This window comes from Kocuria sp. 2SI (assembly GCF_005502825.1).
In the GTDB taxonomy this organism is placed as follows: Bacteria; Actinomycetota; Actinomycetes; order Actinomycetales; family Micrococcaceae; genus Kocuria; species Kocuria palustris.
On sequence record NZ_SCNB01000002.1, the window covers coordinates 49,458 to 69,377 of the forward strand.

Annotated in this window: 16 protein-coding genes and 1 other RNA gene; 10 read left to right on the forward strand and 7 right to left on the reverse strand. The window is 70.2% G+C overall.

Going from position 1 to position 19,920, the window contains the following annotated elements:
- The first annotated feature begins 157 nt into the window (after window positions 1-157).
- From prfB to FFS25_RS01450, 5 genes are all read left to right on the forward strand, one after another.
- Window positions 158-1,279: a peptide chain release factor 2 gene (gene prfB / locus FFS25_RS01430; protein WP_137801675.1), complete on the forward strand. Its 1,122-nt coding sequence runs from the start codon at window positions 158-160 to the stop codon at window positions 1,277-1,279.
- Window positions 1,280-1,288: 9 nt separating this feature from the next.
- A complete protein-coding gene (gene smpB / locus FFS25_RS01435; RefSeq protein ID WP_053447131.1) occupies window positions 1,289-1,783 on the forward strand; it encodes an SsrA-binding protein SmpB in 495 nt (164 codons plus the stop codon).
- Between the two features lie 136 nt (window positions 1,784-1,919).
- Window positions 1,920-2,294: a transfer-messenger RNA gene (gene ssrA, locus FFS25_RS01440) on the forward strand.
- 354 nt (window positions 2,295-2,648) lie between these two features.
- A complete protein-coding gene (locus FFS25_RS01445) occupies window positions 2,649-4,502 on the forward strand; it encodes a BCCT family transporter (RefSeq protein WP_137801676.1) in 1,854 nt (617 codons plus the stop codon).
- Window positions 4,503-4,679: 177 nt separating this feature from the next.
- Complete coding sequence (locus tag FFS25_RS01450; protein ID WP_053447133.1) at window positions 4,680-5,429, forward strand: DUF4190 domain-containing protein; 750 nt, start codon at window positions 4,680-4,682, stop codon at window positions 5,427-5,429.
- 123 nt (window positions 5,430-5,552) lie between these two features.
- Here the strand turns inward: FFS25_RS01450 and hisN are convergent, their stop codons facing one another.
- From hisN to FFS25_RS01470, 4 genes are read right to left on the reverse strand one after another with little or no spacing between them, the layout of a single operon-like run.
- On the reverse strand, window positions 5,553-6,344 hold the full coding sequence (gene hisN, locus FFS25_RS01455) for a histidinol-phosphatase (RefSeq protein ID WP_006215249.1): 792 nt from the start codon (window positions 6,342-6,344) through the stop codon (window positions 5,553-5,555).
- Window positions 6,345-6,365: 21 nt separating this feature from the next.
- Window positions 6,366-7,475: a ribosome small subunit-dependent GTPase A gene (rsgA, locus tag FFS25_RS01460; protein WP_137801677.1), complete on the reverse strand. Its 1,110-nt coding sequence runs from the start codon at window positions 7,473-7,475 to the stop codon at window positions 6,366-6,368.
- Entirely contained in the window at window positions 7,462-8,955 is a 1,494-nt protein-coding gene (gene aroA / locus FFS25_RS01465) for a 3-phosphoshikimate 1-carboxyvinyltransferase (protein ID WP_137801678.1), read from the reverse strand. The genes rsgA and aroA overlap by 14 nt, the downstream gene beginning before the upstream one ends.
- 46 nt (window positions 8,956-9,001) lie before the next feature.
- Window positions 9,002-9,640, reverse strand: coding sequence for a DoxX family membrane protein (locus FFS25_RS01470; RefSeq protein ID WP_006215246.1), 639 nt, complete (start codon window positions 9,638-9,640; stop codon window positions 9,002-9,004).
- 361 nt (window positions 9,641-10,001) lie between these two features.
- On the opposite strand from FFS25_RS01470, the gene FFS25_RS01475 reads away from it, so the two are divergent.
- The gene (locus tag FFS25_RS01475; RefSeq protein WP_006215244.1) at window positions 10,002-10,814 is read left to right on the forward strand and encodes a sigma-70 family RNA polymerase sigma factor; all 813 of its coding nucleotides are present in this window, start codon (window positions 10,002-10,004) and stop codon (window positions 10,812-10,814) included.
- Between the two features lie 2 nt (window positions 10,815-10,816).
- Window positions 10,817-11,143: a mycothiol system anti-sigma-R factor gene (gene rsrA / locus FFS25_RS01480; RefSeq protein WP_006215243.1), complete on the forward strand. Its 327-nt coding sequence runs from the start codon at window positions 10,817-10,819 to the stop codon at window positions 11,141-11,143.
- A gap of 126 nt (window positions 11,144-11,269) precedes the next feature.
- Here the strand turns inward: rsrA and FFS25_RS14085 are convergent, their stop codons facing one another.
- The 3 genes from FFS25_RS14085 to FFS25_RS01490 all read right to left on the reverse strand — a co-directional run bounded on the left by FFS25_RS14085 (window position 11,270) and on the right by FFS25_RS01490 (window position 16,141).
- Window positions 11,270-11,344 carry a 50S ribosomal protein bL37 gene (locus tag FFS25_RS14085; protein ID WP_014300525.1) on the reverse strand — a complete coding sequence of 25 codons (75 nt, stop codon included), beginning with the start codon at window positions 11,342-11,344 and terminating at the stop codon, window positions 11,270-11,272.
- A gap of 137 nt (window positions 11,345-11,481) precedes the next feature.
- Entirely contained in the window at window positions 11,482-12,081 is a 600-nt protein-coding gene (locus FFS25_RS01485; protein ID WP_024290807.1) for a GDSL-type esterase/lipase family protein, read from the reverse strand.
- Between the two features lie 283 nt (window positions 12,082-12,364).
- Entirely contained in the window at window positions 12,365-16,141 is a 3,777-nt protein-coding gene (locus FFS25_RS01490) for a multifunctional oxoglutarate decarboxylase/oxoglutarate dehydrogenase thiamine pyrophosphate-binding subunit/dihydrolipoyllysine-residue succinyltransferase subunit (RefSeq protein ID WP_249933716.1), read from the reverse strand.
- A gap of 258 nt (window positions 16,142-16,399) precedes the next feature.
- On the opposite strand from FFS25_RS01490, the gene guaB1 reads away from it, so the two are divergent.
- The 3 genes from guaB1 to FFS25_RS01505 all read left to right on the forward strand — a co-directional run bounded on the left by guaB1 (window position 16,400) and on the right by FFS25_RS01505 (window position 19,915).
- Window positions 16,400-17,881: a GMP reductase gene (gene guaB1 / locus FFS25_RS01495; RefSeq protein ID WP_137801680.1), complete on the forward strand. Its 1,482-nt coding sequence runs from the start codon at window positions 16,400-16,402 to the stop codon at window positions 17,879-17,881.
- 163 nt (window positions 17,882-18,044) lie between these two features.
- Window positions 18,045-19,019 carry a metal ABC transporter solute-binding protein, Zn/Mn family gene (locus tag FFS25_RS01500; RefSeq protein ID WP_171004056.1) on the forward strand — a complete coding sequence of 325 codons (975 nt, stop codon included), beginning with the start codon at window positions 18,045-18,047 and terminating at the stop codon, window positions 19,017-19,019.
- A complete protein-coding gene (locus tag FFS25_RS01505; RefSeq protein ID WP_212742697.1) occupies window positions 19,016-19,915 on the forward strand; it encodes a metal ABC transporter ATP-binding protein in 900 nt (299 codons plus the stop codon). Before FFS25_RS01500 ends, FFS25_RS01505 begins: the two co-directional genes overlap by 4 nt.
- Window positions 19,916-19,920: the final 5 nt, after the last annotated feature.

Here is a 19,920-nt window from a genome sequence, read left to right on the forward strand (position 1 = left end):
GCCGGGTCCGCTGGGGTGATCGTTCCCATTGTGACGGCTCGGGCGTGTCCGCGTCAGCCGCGCGTCAGCCGCTGCTGCGACGACTTCCTGCGACCGTCGTGATCGCAGGGGTCGGGGCAGGGGAGCGGCCTGTGCGCATGAACTAGGCTGTGTCCCTATGGCCACCACAGACTTTCCCGCCGAGATCAGCTCTCTGCGCTCCACCTACTCGTCCATCACCGAGGTCGTCGACATCGACGCTCTGCGCGCAGAGGTGGCGCAGCTCAACGAGCAGGCGGCGGCCCCCGACCTCTGGGACGACGTCGAGAACGCCCAGAAGCTGACCTCGCAGCTCTCGCACAAGCAGTCGCAGCTCAAGCGCCTGGACGCTCTCGGCGAGCGGATCGAGGACATCGAGGTCATGGTCCAGCTGGCCGAGGAGGAGGACGACGCCGACACCCTCGCCCTGGCCGACGAGGAGCTCGTCTCCGTGCGCAAGGATCTGGCGCAGCTCGAGATCACCACGCTGCTGTCGGGCGAGTACGACGAGCGCGACGCCGTCGTGACCATCCGCGCTGGCGCCGGCGGCGTCGATGCCGCGGACTTCGCCGAGATCCTCATGCGCATGTACCTGCGCTGGGCCGAGCGCCACGGCTACCCGACCAAGGTCCTGGACACCTCCTACGCGGAGGAGGCGGGGCTGAAGTCGGCGACCTTCGAGGTCAAGACTCCGTACGCCTTCGGCACCCTGTCGGTCGAGGCCGGCACCCACCGCCTGGTGCGCATCTCGCCGTTCGACAACCAGGGCCGCCGCCAGACGTCGTTCGCGGCGGTGGAGGTCATTCCGCTGATCGAGTCGGATGACACGATCGAGATCCCGGAGAACGAGCTGAAGATCGACGTCTTCCGCTCCTCGGGCCCGGGCGGTCAGTCCGTGAACACCACGGACTCGGCGGTGCGCATGACCCACATCCCCACGGGGATCGTCGTGTCCATGCAGAACGAGAAGTCGCAGATCCAGAACCGCGCCGCCGCCCTTCGCGTGCTGCAGTCGCGCATCCTCCTGCAGCGCAAGCAGGAGGCGGACGCCAAGAAGAAGGAGATGGCCGGCGACGTCAAGGCGTCGTGGGGCGATCAGATGCGCTCCTACGTCCTGAACCCGTACCAGATGGTCAAGGACCTGCGCACGAACCATGAGGAGGGCAACCCCTCCTCCGTGTTCGACGGCCAGATCGACGATTTCGTGGACGCGGGCATCCGCTGGCGCGCCGGCGCGACGCCCGATCCGTCCGAGGGGTGATCACGCCGCATGGCGACCAAGAAGAAGAAGCAGAACGACGACGGCCGTGACGTCGTCGCCAACAACAAGAAGGCCCGGCACGACTACGAGGTCCTCGACACCTACGAGGCCGGGATCGCCCTGATGGGCACCGAGGTGAAGTCGCTGCGCATGGGCCGCGCCACGCTGGTGGACGGCTACTGCGCCTTCGACCGCCGCGGCGAGCTGTGGCTGGAGAACGTGAACATCCCGGAGTACCTGCAGGGCTCCTGGACCAACCACTCCGCCAAGCGCCGTCGCAAGCTGCTGCTGCACGCCTCGGAGCTGGACAAGATCGCGCAGAAGACCCGCGAGTCCGGCTTCACGATCGTGCCGCTGAGCATGTACTTCCGCGACGGCAAGCGCGTGAAGGTGGAGATCGGCGTGGCCCGCGGCAAGCGCGAGTTCGACAAGCGTCAGGCACTGCGCGAGGCCCAGGACAACCGCGAGGCCCAGCGCGCCATGCGCTACCGCAACATGCGCTGAAGCGCTCTCCAGCACCGCTCACCCCGTCGGCTGCGGCCGGCGGGGTGTTGTCGTCCAGAGCTCCGGGGAGTAAGCTGACGTGTCCGGCGAAAGCCCCATTCGGGGATGTCGCCGGAGCTGGTTGACAACAGCATATGGGGATGATCGGTTTCGACGGTGTGAGTCGATTCTGGTGAAGCGGGCCGAGAAAGCACAGTCATCTCGTAAACGTCCTGTGCAAACCAATAAGTGCCGAATCCAAGCGCACTGACTTCGCTCTCGCTGCCTGATTGAGCTAGCGACAGCAGTCTGTCAGCCCGGGGTCGCCTTCGCCCCGGTGTCTGGCATCAGCTAGAAGGCCACTGCTTCAGCCGTACGTCGCGGACGGCTGGTGAACACTTACGCGACTGAGCCTGTTGGTCGAGACGTGTGCTACAAGGACCAGGGCTGAGAAAATCCACAGCACACTGCGCCCGGAGAAGCCCGGAAGAAGCTGCACCGGACGGGGGTTCAATTCCCCCCATCTCCACAGGTGATGCCCCAGGGCATCGACCAAGCGCCCCGGACCATGCGGTCCGGGGCGCTTGTCGTTGTGCCCCCCCCCATGTCCTTGGCGACTCCGCGTCAGTTCGCCCCGCGACCGCTCGCAGAACGCCGACTCGACGCTTCCCTGCGCGCAAACGCCGAGATCGAGCAGGGAGGCGTCGATTCGGAGGGGAAGCGGCAGTGGAGCGACCCCTGCGGCGCGATTCACAGCGCATGAAGCTGACAAGTCGGCTCTCAGGTGTTTACCTGGAGGCGCACAAGATCTGAAAGCTGTCTGTTAATCGCTGCCCGGGCGGTTCCGTGTCGGAGCCGCAGGATCGAGGCGGCACGGAAGGAACGCATGGCTGAGACACCCCACGAGACCAGACCGCCGGCAGCGGACGAGCACAGCACGCCGCCCGAGGATCCCCTGGACTCCGATCTGCGTCCCCAGCACCAGATCGCCGATGACGACACCGATGCCCAGATCACCGAGAAGCTCAAGGCCCAGGGCGTCCGCCTGCGCGGCGGCAGCATCGCCCCGGCGGTGTTCTGGCCGTCGCTGATCGCGATCGTCGTGGTCACGGCCTCGGCACTGATCTTCCCGGACTTCACCTCGGATGTGCTGATCGGTGCTCAGAGCTGGCTGGTGACCAACCTGGGCTGGTACTACATGACGGTCATCGCGGCCTTCATCGTGTTCGCCCTGTACATGTGCTTCTCGCGCTTCGGCCGCATCAAGCTGGGGCGCGACGGCGAGGAGCCGGAGTTCTCCTGGCTGAGCTGGTTCGCCATGCTCTTCTCCGCCGGCATGGGCGTCGGTCTGGTCTTCTACGGCGTGGCCGAGCCTCTGACCTACGCGACCTCTTCCCCCAAGCCGGGCTGGACCGGCGACGAGGTGGAGCTTGCCCAGCTGGGCATGGCCCAGACCTTCGTCCACTGGGGCCTGCACCCCTGGGCCATCTACGCCGTGATCGGCCTGGCCCTGGCCTACGCGATCCACCGTCGGGGCCGTCCGGTGTCCATCCGCTGGGCGCTGGAGCCGCTGCTCGGCGAGAAGCGCGTCCAGGGCTGGATGGGCGACGTCATCGACATCCTGGCCGTCTTCGGCACCATCGCCGGTGTGGCGACCTCGCTGGGCCTGGGCGTCCAGCAGATCGGCGCGGGGCTGGCTGCCATGGGCGTCGTCGAGTCGGCGGATATGACGCTGCTGATCATCCTGATCGTCGTGATCACGTTCCTGGCTACGGCCTCTGTGGTCACGGGCCTCGGTCGAGGCATCAAGTGGCTGTCGAACATCAACCTGTCGCTGGCCGGCCTGCTGCTGATCTCGGTGCTGCTGCTGGGTCCCACGCTGTTCATGTTCCAGAACTTCATCCAGTCCCTGGGCGTGTACCTGGCCAACGTGCTGAACATGAGCTTCGACGTCGGCGCCTACCAGGGCGAGGAAGGCGCGGCCTGGGGCGCTGCCTGGACCATCTTCTACTGGGGCTGGTGGGTCTCCTGGGCGCCCTTCGTGGGCGTGTTCATCGCCCGCATCTCCCGCGGGCGCACCGTGCGCCAGTTCGTCGCCGGCGTGCTGCTGGTGCCCACCACGGTCGGGTTCTTCTGGTTCTCCGTGATGGGCGGCGCGGGCCTGTTCCGCCAGCTGTTCGGTGAGGGCGGCCTGGTCGACCCGGAGGAGGGCGTGATCGCCGAGTCCGCGCTGTTCGACCTGCTGGCGGGCATGCCGATCGGCGGAATCCTCTCCGTCGTGGCGATCGTGGTCATCGCGATCTTCTTCATCACGTCCTCGGACTCGGGCTCGCTCGTGGTGGACATGCTCGCCTCCGGCGGCCACCCGAACCCGCCCACGTGGTCGCGTGTGACGTTCGCCGTGCTCGAGGGCCTGATCGCGGCAGCTCTGCTGCTGGCCGGCGGGCTCACCGTCATCCAGGCCGCGGGACTGATCACGGCGCTGCCGTTCTCCGTGATCCTGATCCTCATGGCCATCGCCACGGTCAAGGCCATGCGCACGGACCTGGAGCAGATGCAGGACCGGGAGCTGGAGCAGCGCTACCGGCGCGTCTCCGAGATGCTCCAGGAGGACTTCGACTCGAGGTTCGGCGAGCAGGTGGATTCCCGAGTCGATCACCGGATCGACTACCGCCTCTCCCGCACCACGGGGCCTGTCACGGGCAGGTTCCGCCGGCTGAAGGGCAACGAGAAGAAGTGATCGTCCGTGCCGATCAGCGCCCTGCGGGGCCGTGATCGGCGAAGAGGATCCCACGGGGGTCGTCGAGCACCGCGCTCGACGGCTCCCGTCGCCTGTGCACACCGCCGCTGCCCTGCCGCGACTGTGGGAGAATCGGGGACGACCCCACGAACATCGGACCTTCCTCAGGAGACGGACTTGAGCTACCAGCCCCCGCACAACGCAGACCAGTCGTCCCCGTGGTCGGACGGCGGCGCACGGGCAGACGGCGCGGCCCGCGACGGCGGGCCCAAGGGCCCCGCGCACGATCCCGGCCAGGAGGAGGCGCCCCGCTACGGCGTGCGCGCCCCGCAGGAATCGGGACAGTCGCAGCAGGGGGTGCCGCAGTACGGGCACTATGACGACGCCCAGGGCTCCCGCAGCGCCGGTCAGCCGGTGCAGACCGCCGGCTACGGCGCGGGCGCGAGCGCCCCGGCGCAGCAGTCCTACAGCGGCTACCCGAACCAGGACCCCTACGCCCAGGGCGGCTACCAGCCCGGCCGCAAGGTCAAGGACGGCAAGGGGATGGGCATCGCGTCCCTGGTGCTCGGCATCGTCAGCGTCCTGCTGTTCTGGCTCCTGGGCCTGTTCATCATCGCCGCCGTGATCGGCCTGATCCTGGGCATCGTCTCCCTCGTGCGGGCCTCCAAGGCGCGGGCGGGCAAGGGGTTCGGGATCGCGGGCGTGATCCTCAACGGCTTGGGCCTGATCCTGAACGGCCTGATCCTGGTGCTCTCGCTGATCTTCGGCGCGGCCATGATCCAGGTCTTCAACGACCCGGACGTCCGCAGCTGCTGGGACACCTACATGGGAACCGAGATGACCACGCAGGACCAGGCGGACTTCGAGCAGTGTGTCAGCGACACCGTCGACCAGCAGCTCGACGAGGAGCCTGCGACCGCCAGCTGAGCGATCCGCGCCGCGGTGCTCCAGCCCAGCGGCAAGGACCTGCTCGCGCACGCAGACGAGGGGGCCGAGGCATCATGCCTCGGCCCCCTCATCCGTCTGAGCCAGCCCGCGGGCGATAGGGGATCAGTCGCCGATCAGCTCCAGGACCTGGTCGTGCAGCAGTCCGTTGCTGGCCACGGCGTTGCCGCTGAACGGGCCGGGGGCCCCGTCGAGTCCGGTGAAGCGTCCGCCGGCCTCCTCGACGATCGGGACCAGTGCGGCCATGTCGTACAGGTTCAGCTCCGGCTCGGCGGCCAGGTCCACGGTGCCCTCGGCCACCAGGCAGTAGGACCAGAAGTCGCCGTAGGCGCGGGTGCGCCAGACGCGGTCCGTGAGCTCCAGGAAGTCGTCGCGGTGCCCACGGTCCTTCCACCCGCTGAGCGAGGAGTAGGACAGCGAGGCGTCCTCGAGCCGATCTACCGACGAGACGCCGAGCCGCTCGGCCTTGGCCAGGGACCGTCCCGCCCAGGCTCCGGTCCCTGCACCGGCCCACCAGCGCCGCTGCAGAGCGGGGGCGGAGACCAGCCCCACCACGGGGACGCCGTCGTCGATCAGGGCGATCAGCGTGGCCCACACGGGCACGCCGCGCACGAAGTTCTTCGTGCCGTCGATCGGGTCCACGACCCACTGCCGGGACCCGGAGCCGGTGGTGCCGAACTCCTCGCCGAGCACGGAGTCCCGATTCCGGACCCGGGCCAGCTGCGCCCGGATGAGCTGCTCGGCGTCGCGATCGGCGTCGGTCACCGGGGTGAGATCGGGCTTGGTCTCGACCTGCAGCTCCTGGGAGCGGAACCGCGCCATGGTGAGCGAGTCGACCGTGTCGGCGAGCACGTGGGCGAGGCGGAGGTCATCCGTGTAGGAACCGTGAGGGCGCATGCTCTCCAGGCTAGCGGAGGCTCAGGCCCCCAGGGTCTTGGACTCGGCCTCCTGCTCGTGTCCGGAGCTCAGCAGGCGCCGCAGCGACTCCAAGCGCTCGGGGCCCGCCTGACCTGCGTGTCCCTGCGCGACCCATGCGTCGAGGGCGCAGCCGGGCGCCTCGGCCAGGTGCGTGCAGCCCTTGGGGCACTCGGCGATGGCCGGGCCCAGCTCGTCGAAGGCCTCGACGATCCGATCGGGCTCCACGTGCGCCAGGCCGAAGGAGCGCACACCGGGGGTGTCGATGATCCAGGTGCCGGCAGGGGAGTCGGGGACCCGCAGCGCCAGCGCCGAGGACGAGGTGTGCCGCCCGCGACCGGTCACGGCGTTGACGCCGCCCGTGGCCCGCTGTGCGCCGGTCAGGGCGTTGACGAGCGTGGACTTGCCGACGCCGGAGTGGCCGAGCATCACGGAGACGCTGCCCAGCAGCCTCTCGCGCAGCGCGTCGACCAGCTGCTGATCCAGCGGCAGCGAGTCCTCCTCGGCCGCTGAGGCGCCGTCGCCGGCGGCTCCGGAGGTCAGCACGGACAGCTCGAGCGCCCGGTAGTGCTCGATGAGCCACGACGGGTCCTGCAGATCCGTCTTGGTGATGATCAGCAGCGGCTCGATGCCGGCGTCGTAGGCGGCGACCAGCGAGCGGTCGATGAAGCCCGTGCGCGGCTCCGGATCCGCGGCCGCCACCACGATCACCAGACGGTCGGCATTGGCCACGACCACACGCTCGACGGGATCGGTGTCATCGGCGCTGCGGCGCAGCAGCGTGGTGCGCGGCTCGAGGCGCACCAGCCGGGCCAGGGTGTCCGGGCGTCCGGAGACGTCCCCGACGAGGCCGACCCTGTCACCGGCCACGATGGGGGTGCGGCGCAGCTGCTTGGCGCGCACCGCGGTGACCAGGCGCTCGTCGTCCGAGGACTCGTCGACGACAGCGGTGAACCGACCGCGGTCCACCGCGACGATCCGCCCGATCACGGCGTCCTCGTAGGCGGGCCGCTCCTTGGTGCGCGGCCGGGAGCCCTTCTTGTTGGCCCGGACGCGGACGTCCGACTCGTCCAGCTCGTCCCAGGACGATGCCCTGCGATCAGCGCGCGCCATGGCTGTCTGAGCGCTGGGGAACGGGGGAGGACCCGGGCTGGACGGGCACGGCACCGGTGTCCAGCACGGAGCCGGTGACCATCTGATTCCACAGCTGCGGGAACTGCGGCAGGGTCTTGGCGGTCGTGGCGATGTCCTCGACCTGCACCCCGTCCAGGACCAGTCCGATCACGGCGGCGGCCGTGGCCATGCGGTGGTCCTCGTAGGAGCGCATGACGGCCGGGTGCAGCTGCCCCGGCTCGATCCGCAGGCCGTCGGCGGTCTCCTCGGCGCGGCCGCCGATCCGACGGATCTCCGTGACCAGGGCGGCCAGACGGTCGGTCTCATGCCCGCGGAGGTGGGCGATCCCGCGAAGCACCGATGGCGAGTCCGCCACCGCGCAGATCGCCGCGACGGTCGGTGCGAGCTCCCCGGCCTGGCTGAGATCGAGGTCCACGCCGTGCGGCGGCTTGGACGCGCTGACGGTGAAGGTCCCGTGCTGGCCGTCGGCCTCCGGCTCCAGGCTCACCTGCGCCCCGAAGGTGGGGAGGATCTGCTGCCAGTGGGCTCCGCCCTGAGTGGTGCGCAACGGCCAGCGGGGGATCGAGACGGTGCCGCCCGAGACGACGGCCGCCGCCAGGAACGGCCCGGCATTGGACAGGTCCTGCTCGATGCTCAGATCGACGGCCTGCACGGTCCCGGGGGACACCGACCAGGCGGCGGGCTCGGAGCCCTCGACGCGCACACCGGCCTCCCGCAGGGTCTGCAGCGTCATCTCCACGTGGGGCAGGGACGGCACGCCTGCGCCGTCAGCGCCCACGTGGCGCAGCTGCAGGCCGTGCTCGAAGCGGGCGGCCACCAGCAGCAGCGCCGAGACGAACTGGGACGACTCGGAGGCGTCGATGCTCAGCTGCCCGCCGGGCAGGGCACCACGGCCGATGACGGCGAAGGGCAGGCGCCCGGGCTCGCCGAGCTCCTGGACCTCCACGCCGAGCCCGCGCAGGGCCTCGATGACCGGCCCCATGGGTCGGCGCTCGGCGGCGGCGTCCCCGTGGAACTCGGTGCGACCGGGCACCAGGGCCGCCAGGGCCGGCACGAAGCGCATGACGGTGCCGGCCAGCCCGCACTCGATCCGCCGCTCGGTCGCCGTTCCGGCGGCATCCTCAGCGGCCGCCTGCGTCCGCAGGTGCTCGAACGGGATGGGGGTGATGAGCCAGTCGTCGCCGAAATCTCCGTGGCCCGGGACGTCCTCCACCCGGGCGCCGAGCTCGCGCAGGGCCTGGGCCATGAGCTCGGTGTCCCGGGAGCGCAGCGGAGCCCTCAGGCGCGACGGGGCATCGGCCACGGCGGCCAGCAGCAGCCAGCGGTTGGTCAGCGACTTGGACCCGGGGACGGTGAGGGAGGCCTGGACGGGACGGGAGCCGAGGAAAGGAGCCGGCCACAGCGACGTGGCTGCGACCGGCTCCTGGTGCTCGGGCTCCTCCGGGAGATCGCGGGTCACGCAGTGCTCCGTTCGGGGTTCGACGAGGTGGTTCGGCGAAGGGCGCTCAGCGCTTCTTCTGTGCCTTCTTGGCGGCCTTCTGCGCCTGCTTGATGCGCTCGGCCGAGCGCTTCTGCGCCTGCTCGGCAGCCTTCTTGGCCGCCTTGCGGGAGCCGCGGGTGGACTTCTCAGCGGACTTCTGGGCCTGCTCGAGGCGCTTGGAGGCATCGGCGGCGAAGCTGCTGGAGGACTTTGTGGCCGCATCCACGAAGTGCTTGGCGCGCCAGGCCAGCGACGGACGGCCGTTGGTGTCCACGGTGGCCAGCATGGTGGCGCCGATCAGCGACACGTTCTTCAGACCGGAGTTGCGGCGAGCGGCCTTCTGCTCCTTGGAGCCGTGCTCGGCCGCCTGGAAGTCCAGGTACGCGTTGAGGCTGGTGGTCACGACCAGCACGGAGGCTGCGGTGCGGGGGAACTTGCCCAGGCCGTAGGCGACACCGGCGGTGACCTGCGCGGCGGCCAGTCCCTGCGCCACGACGGCGCTGTTGGACACGGCCGACTTGGCCTGCGGGACGGCGCGCTCGACGCCGGTCAGGACCGGGGCCAGGTGCTCGGCCGAGCGCGACGAGTTGCGGAAGGCGTCGACGCCGTTGACCACGAAGCCGGTGGCCAGCAGCGGACGGGCGATGATGCGGATGATGCTCATAAGGGGTCCTCCTGTATGTACTGGCGGTCCGGCGTGCGCGGACCGGTGGCCCTTGTTACCGGCCATCCTAACCAGGCTGTCGGTCACCGCACCGGCGCTGGCCCGAGGTGTCGGGACGGCGTCACGATCCGGCGGCCGGAAGGGGCTGCCTGCACAGCGCTTCACCTGCGCCGCGCGGAGGTCCGGGAGGTCGCGGCCGCGACCCGGCGGAATAGACAGGCCCCGCCGACCGTTGCGCGTTGTCGACGCACCGGGAGGCAGACAGACCCTGCCGGACCCGACAGGACAGGAGAGGAGGGACATGGTGCTGACAGCGACCCGCACGGCCGCGACTGCTCCGGCCCGCCTAGACTTGTCCGCGATGAGCGAAGCAGATGACACCGCGGACCGGACCAAGCCGAGCGCGCAGGACGGCCCCGTCGAGACCGCGCCCGATGACGACCTGATGGCCGAGTCCGGCCCGGCTGCCCCTGAGGAGCAGCCCGTGGACCTCGAGACCGAGACCCCGGAGCAGCGTGCCGAGCGCTTCGAGCGCGAGGCCATGGTCTACGTCGACCAGCTCTACGCGGCGGCGCTGCGCATGGCGCGCAATGCCGCCGATGCCGAGGATCTCGTCCAGGAGGCCTACACCAAGGCGTTCTCGTCCTTCCACCAGTACCGCCCCGGCACGAACCTCAAGGCCTGGCTGTACCGGATCCTGACGAACACCTACATCAACCTGTACCGCAAGCGCCAGCGCGAGCCCAAGCAGGCGGACACCGAGACGGTCGAGGACTGGCAGCTGCACCGCGCGGAGCAGCACACCTCCTCCGGCCTGCGCTCGGCGGAGGTCGAGGCCCTCGACCACCTGCCCGACTCGGACGTCAAGCGCGCCCTTCAGGAGCTGCCGGAGGACTTCCGCATGGCGGTCTACCTCTCCGATGTGGAGGGCTTCGCCTACAAGGAGATCGCCGAGATCATGGGCACGCCGATCGGCACCGTGATGTCGCGGCTGCATCGTGGCCGTCGGCTCCTGCGCGAGATGCTCAGCGATTACGCGGCCGACCGCGGGATCGACACCACCAAGGGCGGTCGCCGCAAGTCCTCCGCCACGCAGAGCGCGGCCGCCGACACCAAGTCCGCCGCCAGGGCCCGGGCCGCCCAGCGCACCACCGACGAGAAGCAGAAGGACTGACCATGACCGATTCCCAGCGCGATGCTCACGACGACGGCGCTCCCTGCGGCTGCTCGCAGGCCCAGCTCGAGCGGATCCACGAGTACCTTGACGGAGCCCTGACCGTGGACGACGTCCGCGCCATCGCGGAGCACCTGGACGACTGCCCGGACTGCACGCACGAGCACGACCTCGAGCGGGAGATCCGCACCGCGGTGCGGCGATCCTGCGCGGAGACCGCCCCGGAGACCCTGCGGGCCTCGATCATGTCCCGCATCAACGAGGCCTGCGGCCGCACCGAGGCCGGAGCCCAGGCGGAGTCGGAGTCCGTCCGCCAGAGCACCCAGTGAGCACAGTCGCGGGAGAGCTGTCCCCGCGCGCATGACGAAGGCCCCGACCGGAGGAGCTCGAGGATCTCGAGCCGCCCTGGTCGGGGCCTTCGCTCACTGCTGTCCCAGTCCGGCCCGGGAACGGGCTCAGGAGTTGGGGCGCTTGCCGTGGTTCGCCTTGTTCTTGCGGCGGTCCTTGCGCTTGCGTCCACGCTTGCTCATGCGTGCCTCCTCGGTCGAGTGGTCGGGGATCCGACGGGGGCGGACGGCGTGGGACCGCCCGCAGCCTTCCGCGGACATCCGCCCATTGTTCCACATCCGCGCATGCGGAGGGAACGAGGCGGCGCCGATCGCGCGGATCACTGCGGCTCGGGCAGATCCAGCCAGGAGTACCAGCCGCGGTGCAGCACGAGCCAGGCGATGAGGCCGTAGCCGGCCTGGCCGGGGCTGCCGTCGTTCGCCGAGAGGTCCTTGCGCCACTGCTCGTGGTGCTGCAGCGGATTGAAGGTGTCGACGTAGATGTGGTTGCGCCGAGTGACGACGTCCGCGAAGGCGGCCGAGAGATCGGCGATGCGCCGGTTGCGATCCGGGTCCAGGGTGGGCGGTGGGCCCACCACGAGCACCTTCACGTTGGACTGCGCCGCGGTGTCGACCATGTTGGCCATGTGCAGGCGCGAACGCGCCGTGGTGATGGCCAGGTCGACGTCGCGCGTGGACGGAGCGATCACCAGGCGGTTGTCCGCACCGGCGGCGAAGCGGAGGGAGGCCTCGCCGAACCAGCGGTCGTTGAGCGCCTCGCTGCCCTCGCCGGGGGCGGCGAGGACGTAGGAGGAGATCGGGACCACGTCATGGGGCGTGCGAGCCAGCACACGGCCGTACCAGCCAAGCGCCCGGGGGTCTCCGGCGCCGGCCAGCAGCTCGTCGCCGACCGCGACCATTCTGATCCTGCGTTGCTCCACGGGGTTCCTCTTCTTCATGTTCAGCACGGATGGTGGGCGGTGCGGTCCGGGCCTCGGGGGAGGGCCTCGATCGGGCCGCCGGTGACTCAGGCACCCGTCTCATGCAGCCTGTGCCGCCGCTTGTGGCAACGGTACATCCTGCGGGGCCGCGCACGGGCACCGCGCGGGACATGGGACGACGGGTGACGCCTGGTCGTGACGACGGCGCCCGGCCCTCCTGCCGCCGCAGCGGGAGGCGGACCGGGCGCCGTCGTCAGGTGCGCCCTGGGGCGCGGCGATCGGCTCAGCGGCCCTCGAAGAGCTCCTCGATGAGGGTCTCGAGCTCGAGGGAGTGGCGCTTGGCCGAGCCGGCTGCCGGGGAGGCCGAGGCCGGGCGCGAGACCAGCGAGACGCGGCGGTCGAGCTCCGGGACCAGGTTGACGGCCATGAAGGGCCACGGGCCCTGGTTGGCCGGCTCGTCCTGCGCCCACACGACCTCGGCGTTCGGGTACTTGGCCAGCTCCGCGCGGATCTCCTCGCTCGGCAGCGGGTAGAGCTGCTCGACGCGCACGATGGCGGTGCTGCGATCGTCGCTCTTCTCGCGGTGCGCGGCGAGGTCGTAGTACAGGCGGCCGGAGACGAGCACCACGCGGGTGACCTTCTCGGCATCCAGGCCGGCCTGGTCCTCGATCACCGGGCGGAACGTGCCCGAGGTGAAGTCCTCGACCTGCGAGCTGGCGGCCTTCAGCCGCAGCAGCTGCTTGGGGGCGGCCACAATCAGCGGCTTGCGCGGACGGGCGTAGGCCTGACGACGCAGCATGTGGAAGTGATTCGCCGGGGTCGACGGCTGCGCCACGATCATGTTGCGCTCGGCGCACAGCGCGAGGAAGCGCTCGATGCGGGCCGAGGAGTGGTCCGGGCCCTGACCCTCGTAGCCGTGCGGCAGCAGCATGACCAGCGACGAGCGCTGGCCCCACTTCTGCTCGGCCGAGGAGACGAACTCGTCCACGATCGTCTGGGCGCCGTTGATGAAGTCGCCGAACTGCGCCTCCCACACGGTCAGGGCGTCCGGACGCTCGACCGAGTAGCCGTACTCGAAGCCGAGGACGCCGTACTCGGAGAGCAGCGAGTTGTAGATCGCCAGCGACTCCTGATCATCGACCAGGCCGTTGATCGGGATCCAGGGCTTGCCGGTCTCGTTGTCGAAGAGCACCGCGTGGCGCTGGGTGAACGTGCCGCGCTGGACGTCCTGGCCCGACATCCGCACCGGGATGCCCTCCATCAGCAGGGAGCCGAAGGCCATGATCTCGCCCATGCCCCAGTCGATGCCGCCGTCGACGGTCATCTTGGCGCGGCGCTCGAGCAGCTTGGTGAGCTTGCGGTGGACCGTGAAGTCCTCCGGCGACTCGAGGTGGGCCTGGCCGATACGACGGGCGGTGTCCACGGAGATGGCGGTCGAGCGGGGGATGGAGATCCCGGAATCGGCCTGCTGGGCTGAGGGGCGCTCGATGTTCGAGATCGCGGCGGCATCGCCGGTGACCAGCGGGGCCTCGGAGGTCTGGGCCTCGTGGGTCTCGGTGAACACCCGCTCCAGGCGCTCCTGGTAGTCCTTGAGCGCGCGATCGGCCTCGTCCTGGCTGATGTCGCCGCGGCCCACGAGGTTCTCGGTGTAGACCCGGCGCGTGGAGCGCTTCTGATCGATCAGGTCGTACATCACCGGCTGGGTCATCGAGGGGTCATCGCCCTCGTTGTGACCGCGGCGGCGGTAGCAGATCAGGTCGATCACGACGTCCTTGTGGAAGCGCTCGCGGTACTCGAAGGCCATCTGGCCCACGTGGGTGACGGCCTCGGGGTCATCGGCGTTGACGTGGAAGGTCGGCACCTGCACGGCGCGGGCGACGTCCGTGGCGTAGGTCGAGGTGCGACCGGCCTCCGGACCGGTGGTGAACCCGATCTGGTTGTTCACCACGACGTGCACCGTGCCGCCCGTGGCGTAGGCGGGCAGCTCGGCCATCTGCATGACCTCGTAGACCACGCCCTGACCGGCCATGGCGGCATCGCCGTGGACCTGGATGGGCAGCACCGGGAAGGTGCCGTCGCCCTCGGGGCCTGCGCCCAGGACATCGGTCTTGGCGCGGGCGACGCCCTCGATCACCGGATCGGCGGCCTCGAGGTGCGACGGGTTGGCACCCAGGTAGACCTGGGTCTGGTTGCCGGCATCCGAGGTGAAGGTGCCCTCGGTGCCCAGGTGGTACTTGACGTCGCCGGAGCCCTCGGCGCGGGGATCCTGGCCGCCGTCGAACTCGCGGAAGACCTGGGCGTAGGACTTGCCGGCGATGTTCGTCAGCACGTTGAGGCGCCCGCGGTGGGCCATGGCGATGGCCACGCCGGCGAGGTTCTGATCGGCGGCGTCGGAGATCACGGCGTCGAGCAGCGGGATCAGCGACTCGCCGCCCTCCAGCGAGAAGCGCTTCTGGCCGACGTACTTGGTCTGCAGGAAGGTCTCGAAGGCCTCGGCCGCGTTGAGGCGGCTGAGGATGCGGAACTGCTCCTCGCGCGAGGGCTTGGTGTAGCCCTTCTCCAGGCGCTCCTGGAAGAACTCGCGCTCCTGGGGGGCGTCCAGGTGCATGTACTCGACGCCGATCGTGCGGCAGTAGGCATCGCGCAGCAGGCCCAGGATGGTGCGCAGGGTCAGCATGCGCGCCCCGCCGAAGCCGCCGGTGGGCCACTCGCGGTCCAGGTCCCACAGCGACAGGCCGTAGGTGCGGATGTCCAGATCCGGGTGGGCGCGCTGTTCGTAGCCCAGCGGGTTGATGGCGGCCATCAGGTGGCCCCGGACGCGGTAGGCGTGGATCAGCTGCTGGATCCGGGCGACCTTGTTGACCTCGGTCTCCGGGTTCACCTGGTTGTCGGTGACCCAGCGCACGGGCTCGTAGGGGATCCTCAGCCCGTGGAAGACCTCGTCCCAGAACTCGTCGCCGAGCAGGTAGGACTCGATCAGCTTCAGGAACTCGCCGGAGCCGGCGCCCTGGATGACGCGGTGGTCGTAGGTCGAGGTCAGGGTGATGACCTTGGAGATCGCATTGCGCGCCAAGGTGCGGGGGGAGGAGCCGCGGAACTCGGCGGGGTAGTCCAGCGCGCCGACGCCCACGATCGTGGCCTGGCCCTTGGACAGGCGGGGCACGGAGTGCACGGTGCCGATGCCGCCGGGGTTGGTCAGCGAGACCGTGGTGCCGGCGTAGTCGTCCATGGTCAGCTCGCCCTTGCGGGCACGGCCGACCATGTCCTCGTAGGCATCCCAGAACTCCCGGAAGGTGAGGTCCTCGGCGCCCTTGATGTTGGGCACCACCAGGTTGCGCGAGCCGTCCTTGTTGGGCAGGTCGATCGCCAGGCCGAAGTTGACGTGCGCCGGGTGGATGGCCACCGGCTTGCCGTCCTGCTCCTCATAGGTGACGTTCATGGACGGCATCTTCTTCAGCGCCTTGATGACCGCGTAGCCGATCAGGTGCGTGAAGGAGACCTTGCCGCCGCGGTTGCGGGCCAGGTGGGAGTTGATGACGATGCGGTTGTCGATCAGCAGCTTGGCCGGCACCGCGCGCACGGTCGTGGCGGTGGGGACCGACAGGGAGGCCTCCATGTTGGCGGCCACGGCCTTGGCCGGCCCGCGCAGCTTCACCACCTTGTCCTGCGGCTCGTCCTGCGGCTGCTCTGCGGATCCTGCCGAGGTGGACTCCACTGGGGTGCTCTCCTGGGTGCTCTTGTTCGTGGTCTTCTGGGGGGCGGGCTTCGAGGCGGCGGCGCTCGGGCCCTTCTGCTGCGCGGCGGAGGACGGCGCCGGCTTCTTCGCCGGTGCCTCCGCCTCTGCTGCGGACTCGTTCGTCGTGGCCTCTGCCGGGGGCTTCGGGGAAGCTGCCGCGCTGTCGCTGCCGGAGGATGCGGCGCGGTCCATGGCCTCGAACACCGGCCACCAGTCACGATCGACCGAGTCGCGATCCTTCCGGTAGCGCTCGTAGAGGTCCTCGACCAGCCACTCGTTGCCCGCGAACTCTTCCGGGATCAGATCTCGTGGTGTGCTTGGCACGTGCCTACGCCTCATTCTGTCGTCAGTATCGCCGCGGCCGCCGTCGGCCGCGCCTGAGGACCGCCCTGCCGGGTCCGGACCCTGAAGGACGGCTCGTCGTCGAATCCGCCCGTTCCGACTCAGCCCGGGACGCGGCTGGAGGCGCTGCTCCCGGGTGCGGTCATATGCATCCAGAGTCTAGTAGGGCGAGTCGGCCAGGGCCAGCAGGGGCCGCGCCCGTGGCCTGCGCGGCTGAACGGCGGTCCTAGACTTCGGTGCGTGCGATTCCTCAACACCCCTGTCACGGATCTGACCTACGACGACGCCTTCCTGGTCCCGTCGTCCTCCGCGACCTCCTCGCGCTTCGACGTGGACCTGGCGGCGCCCGATCCGACCGGCTCCACGATCCCGCTGGTGGCCGCGAACATGACCGCGGTGACCGGCAAGCGGATGGTCGAGTCCATGGCTCGGCGCGGCGGCCTGGCAGTGCTGCCGCAGGACCTCCCGCTGGAGGTCGTGGCCCGGGAGACCGACTGGGTCAAGGCGCGTCCCCTGCGCTTCCTCTCGGCGCGCACCTTCCGCGCTGAGGACACCGTCCACGACGCCCGGACGCGACTGGGCGAGTACGCCCACGGCAGCGTGCTGGTCGTCGACGACGACGGTCGACTGCTCGGGCTCGTCCAGGAGCCGGACTGCCAGGAGGCGGACAGCGGCGCCTCGCTGCGCTCGGTCATGCGCACGGACCTGCCGGCGATCCCGGAGCAGGACCTGGCCGTCGAGGGCATCGGTGCGGCCCCGTCGTCGCTGGTGCCGACCATGGCAGCCGTCAGCCAGCGCCTGGGGCAGTCCGGCACCGAGGTGGCCCCGGTGGTCTCCGCCGAGGGCATCGCGCTCGGCGTCATCACCTCCCAGGCGGCTGTGCGCGCCACGATCTACGCGCCGAGCACGGATGCCGACGGACGGCTGAGGGTCGCCGCGGCCATCGGCATCAACGGCGATGTGGAGGGTCGGGCCCGAGCGCTCGTCGAGGCCGGCGTCGACGTGCTGGTGGTCGACACCGCTCACGGGCACCAGCGGAAGATGCTGCAGGCGCTGGAGACCGTGCGGGCGGTGGCCGCCTCCCGCCCGATCGTGGCGGGCAACGTGGTCACGGCGGACGGCGTGCGCGACCTGCTGGGGGCCGGGGCGGACATCGTGAAGGTCGGTGTGGGCCCGGGGGCCATGTGCACGACCCGCATGATGACCGCCGTGGGGCGTCCGCAGCTGTCGGCCGTGCTCGAGTGCGCCGAGGCCGCCGCCGAGCTGGGCGGGTCCGTGTGGGCGGACGGCGGCGTGAAGCATCCCCGGGATGCCGCCCTGGCGCTGGCCGCGGGCGCCAGCCAGGTCATGGTGGGCTCCTGGTTCGCCGGAACCCACGAGAGCCCCGGGGAGCTGCGGCGAGCCGCCGACGGCCGCCTCTACAAGGAGAGCTTCGGCATGGCCTCCACGCGCGCCGTGCTGGCTCGGACCGAGGGGCTGGGGGCCTTCGAGCGCTCGCGCCGGGCCATGTTCGAGGAGGGCATCTCGAGCTCCAGGATGTACCTGGACCCGCGTCGCCCGGGGGTGGAGGACCTGATCGATCACCTCACCGCCGGGGTGCGCAGCTCCATGACCTACGCCGGCGCCGCCGACCTGGCGCAGTTCGCCGAGCGGGCGGTGCTGGGGATCCAGAGCCGCTCGGGCTACGAGGAGGGTCGCGCGCGCACAGAGAGCTGGAGCTGAGCCGGGCCGGGCGCCGGGGGATCGGCGCCTGACCGTGCCCCGGGGTGACCGTGAGGGCGTGCTGTTATAGTGCGTCGAGCAAATGATAATGATTATCAAGAAGGTGCCTCTGCGCCTTGCTGATCGATCGCGGCACCTCCGCCGCTGGAATGGACTCGACTCCGTGCACAGCAACATCCCCGCTCACAGCCGTAGCGCTCGCAGACGGGCCCTGTCCCGCACCGCGACGGCCGGGGCCCTGCTCAGCGCCTCCGCACTGGCGCTGTCGGGCTGCGGCCAGGGACCGCATGACGGGGACGACGAGATCACCATCGTGACCTCGACGTCGGTCTACGCGGACATCGCCGAGCAGGTGGCCGGCGACGGCGTGCGCGTGGTCCCGATCATCGACTCGCCCTCCCAGGACCCGCACTCCTTCGAGGCCGCGCCCGCCGATCGCCTGAGCGTCGAGGACGCGGATCTGGTCCTCATGAACGGCGGCGGTTACGACGCCTTCATGGAGGACCTGATCGGCGATTCCGACGTCCCCGTCATCGACGCCGTCGAGCTCTCCGGCCTGGAGGGCGCCGAGGCCGCGACCGAGGAGGACCACGAGCATGCTGAGGGCGAGGAGCACCACCACCACGGCGGCTTCAACGAGCACGTCTGGTACGACCTCGGGACCGTCGATGCGGTGGCCCAGGAGATCGGCGGCCGTCTCGGCGAGCTGGATCCGGACGGGGCGGACGACTACGCGCAGCGCGCCGAGGACTTCGGCGGCGAGCTGGAGGCCCTGGGCCAGCGCCTCGACGGCATCGACGCCGAGGGCGACTTCCTGGCCACCGAGCCGGTGGCCGATCACATGCTCGAGCGCGCGGGCCTGCACGACGCCACCCCCGAGGACTTCACCGCTGCCGTCGAGGACGGCGCGGACATCCCTCCGCTGACCTACACCGAGGTCGAGGACGCGATCAGCGGCGGGCAAATCGATCTGCTGGCCGTCAACGAGCACACCGCCAGCGGGCAGACCGAGCGGCTCAGCGAGTCCGCCGAGTCCGCCGGGGTCCCGATCGCCTCCTTCACCGAGACCATGCCCGAGGGCCAGTCCTTCCTCGAGTGGATGGACGCCAACGTGGACTCGATCGAGCAGGCGGCGTGAGCGAGCACGGCGCACCGAGCGCTGCGAGCAGCCGCGGCCCCATCGCCGCCTTCCGGGGAGCCGAGCTGGACTTCGGCCGGCGTCGGCTGTGGTCCGGGCTGGACCTGGAGATCGGGCGCGGCGAGTACATCGCGGTGCTGGGCGGCAACGGCACCGGCAAGACCTCCCTGCTGCGCGTCCTGCTCGGGATGCTGCCGCTGTCCGGCGGAGGCGTGGAGATCGACGGCCACGCGCCGCGTCGCGGCTCGACCGAGATCGGCTACGTCCCGCAGCAGCGCGCCTTCGCCGCCGATGTCCCCATGCGGGCCCGCGACCTGGTGGCCCTGGGGATCGACGGGCACCGCTGGGGTCCGCGGCTGCTCGGGCGCGGCGCCGTGCGACGACGCGTCGACGAGGCGCTGGATCGGGTCGGCGCCCTCGACTACGCCGACGATCCCGTGGGGACCCTGTCCGGCGGTGAGCAGCAGCGCCTGCGCATCGCCCAGGCGCTGATCACCGATCCCGGTCTGCTGCTGCTCGACGAGGCGCTGCTCTCGCTGGATCTCACGCATCAGCGCGAGGTCGCCGATCTGGTCCTCGAGCAGAAGGACCGCACCGGAGCGGCCGTCGTGTTCGTGACCCACGACGTCAACCCGATCATCGACGACGTCGACCGGGTTCTGTACCTGGCCAACGGGTCGTTCCGCATCGGCACGCCCCGGGAGGTGCTGCGCACGGAGGTGCTCTCCGAGCTCTACGGAGCTCCCATCGAGGTCGCCGAGGTCGCCGGGCGGATCGTGGTGGTCGGCGCCGAGCGCGAGGACGCCCACCATGTGCACTCCCACGACACCCCAGAACCCCATCGCGCGCAGCCGCGCACGCGCGCGGACCGGCCCCGAGGAGGAGCCTCCTCATGAACGAC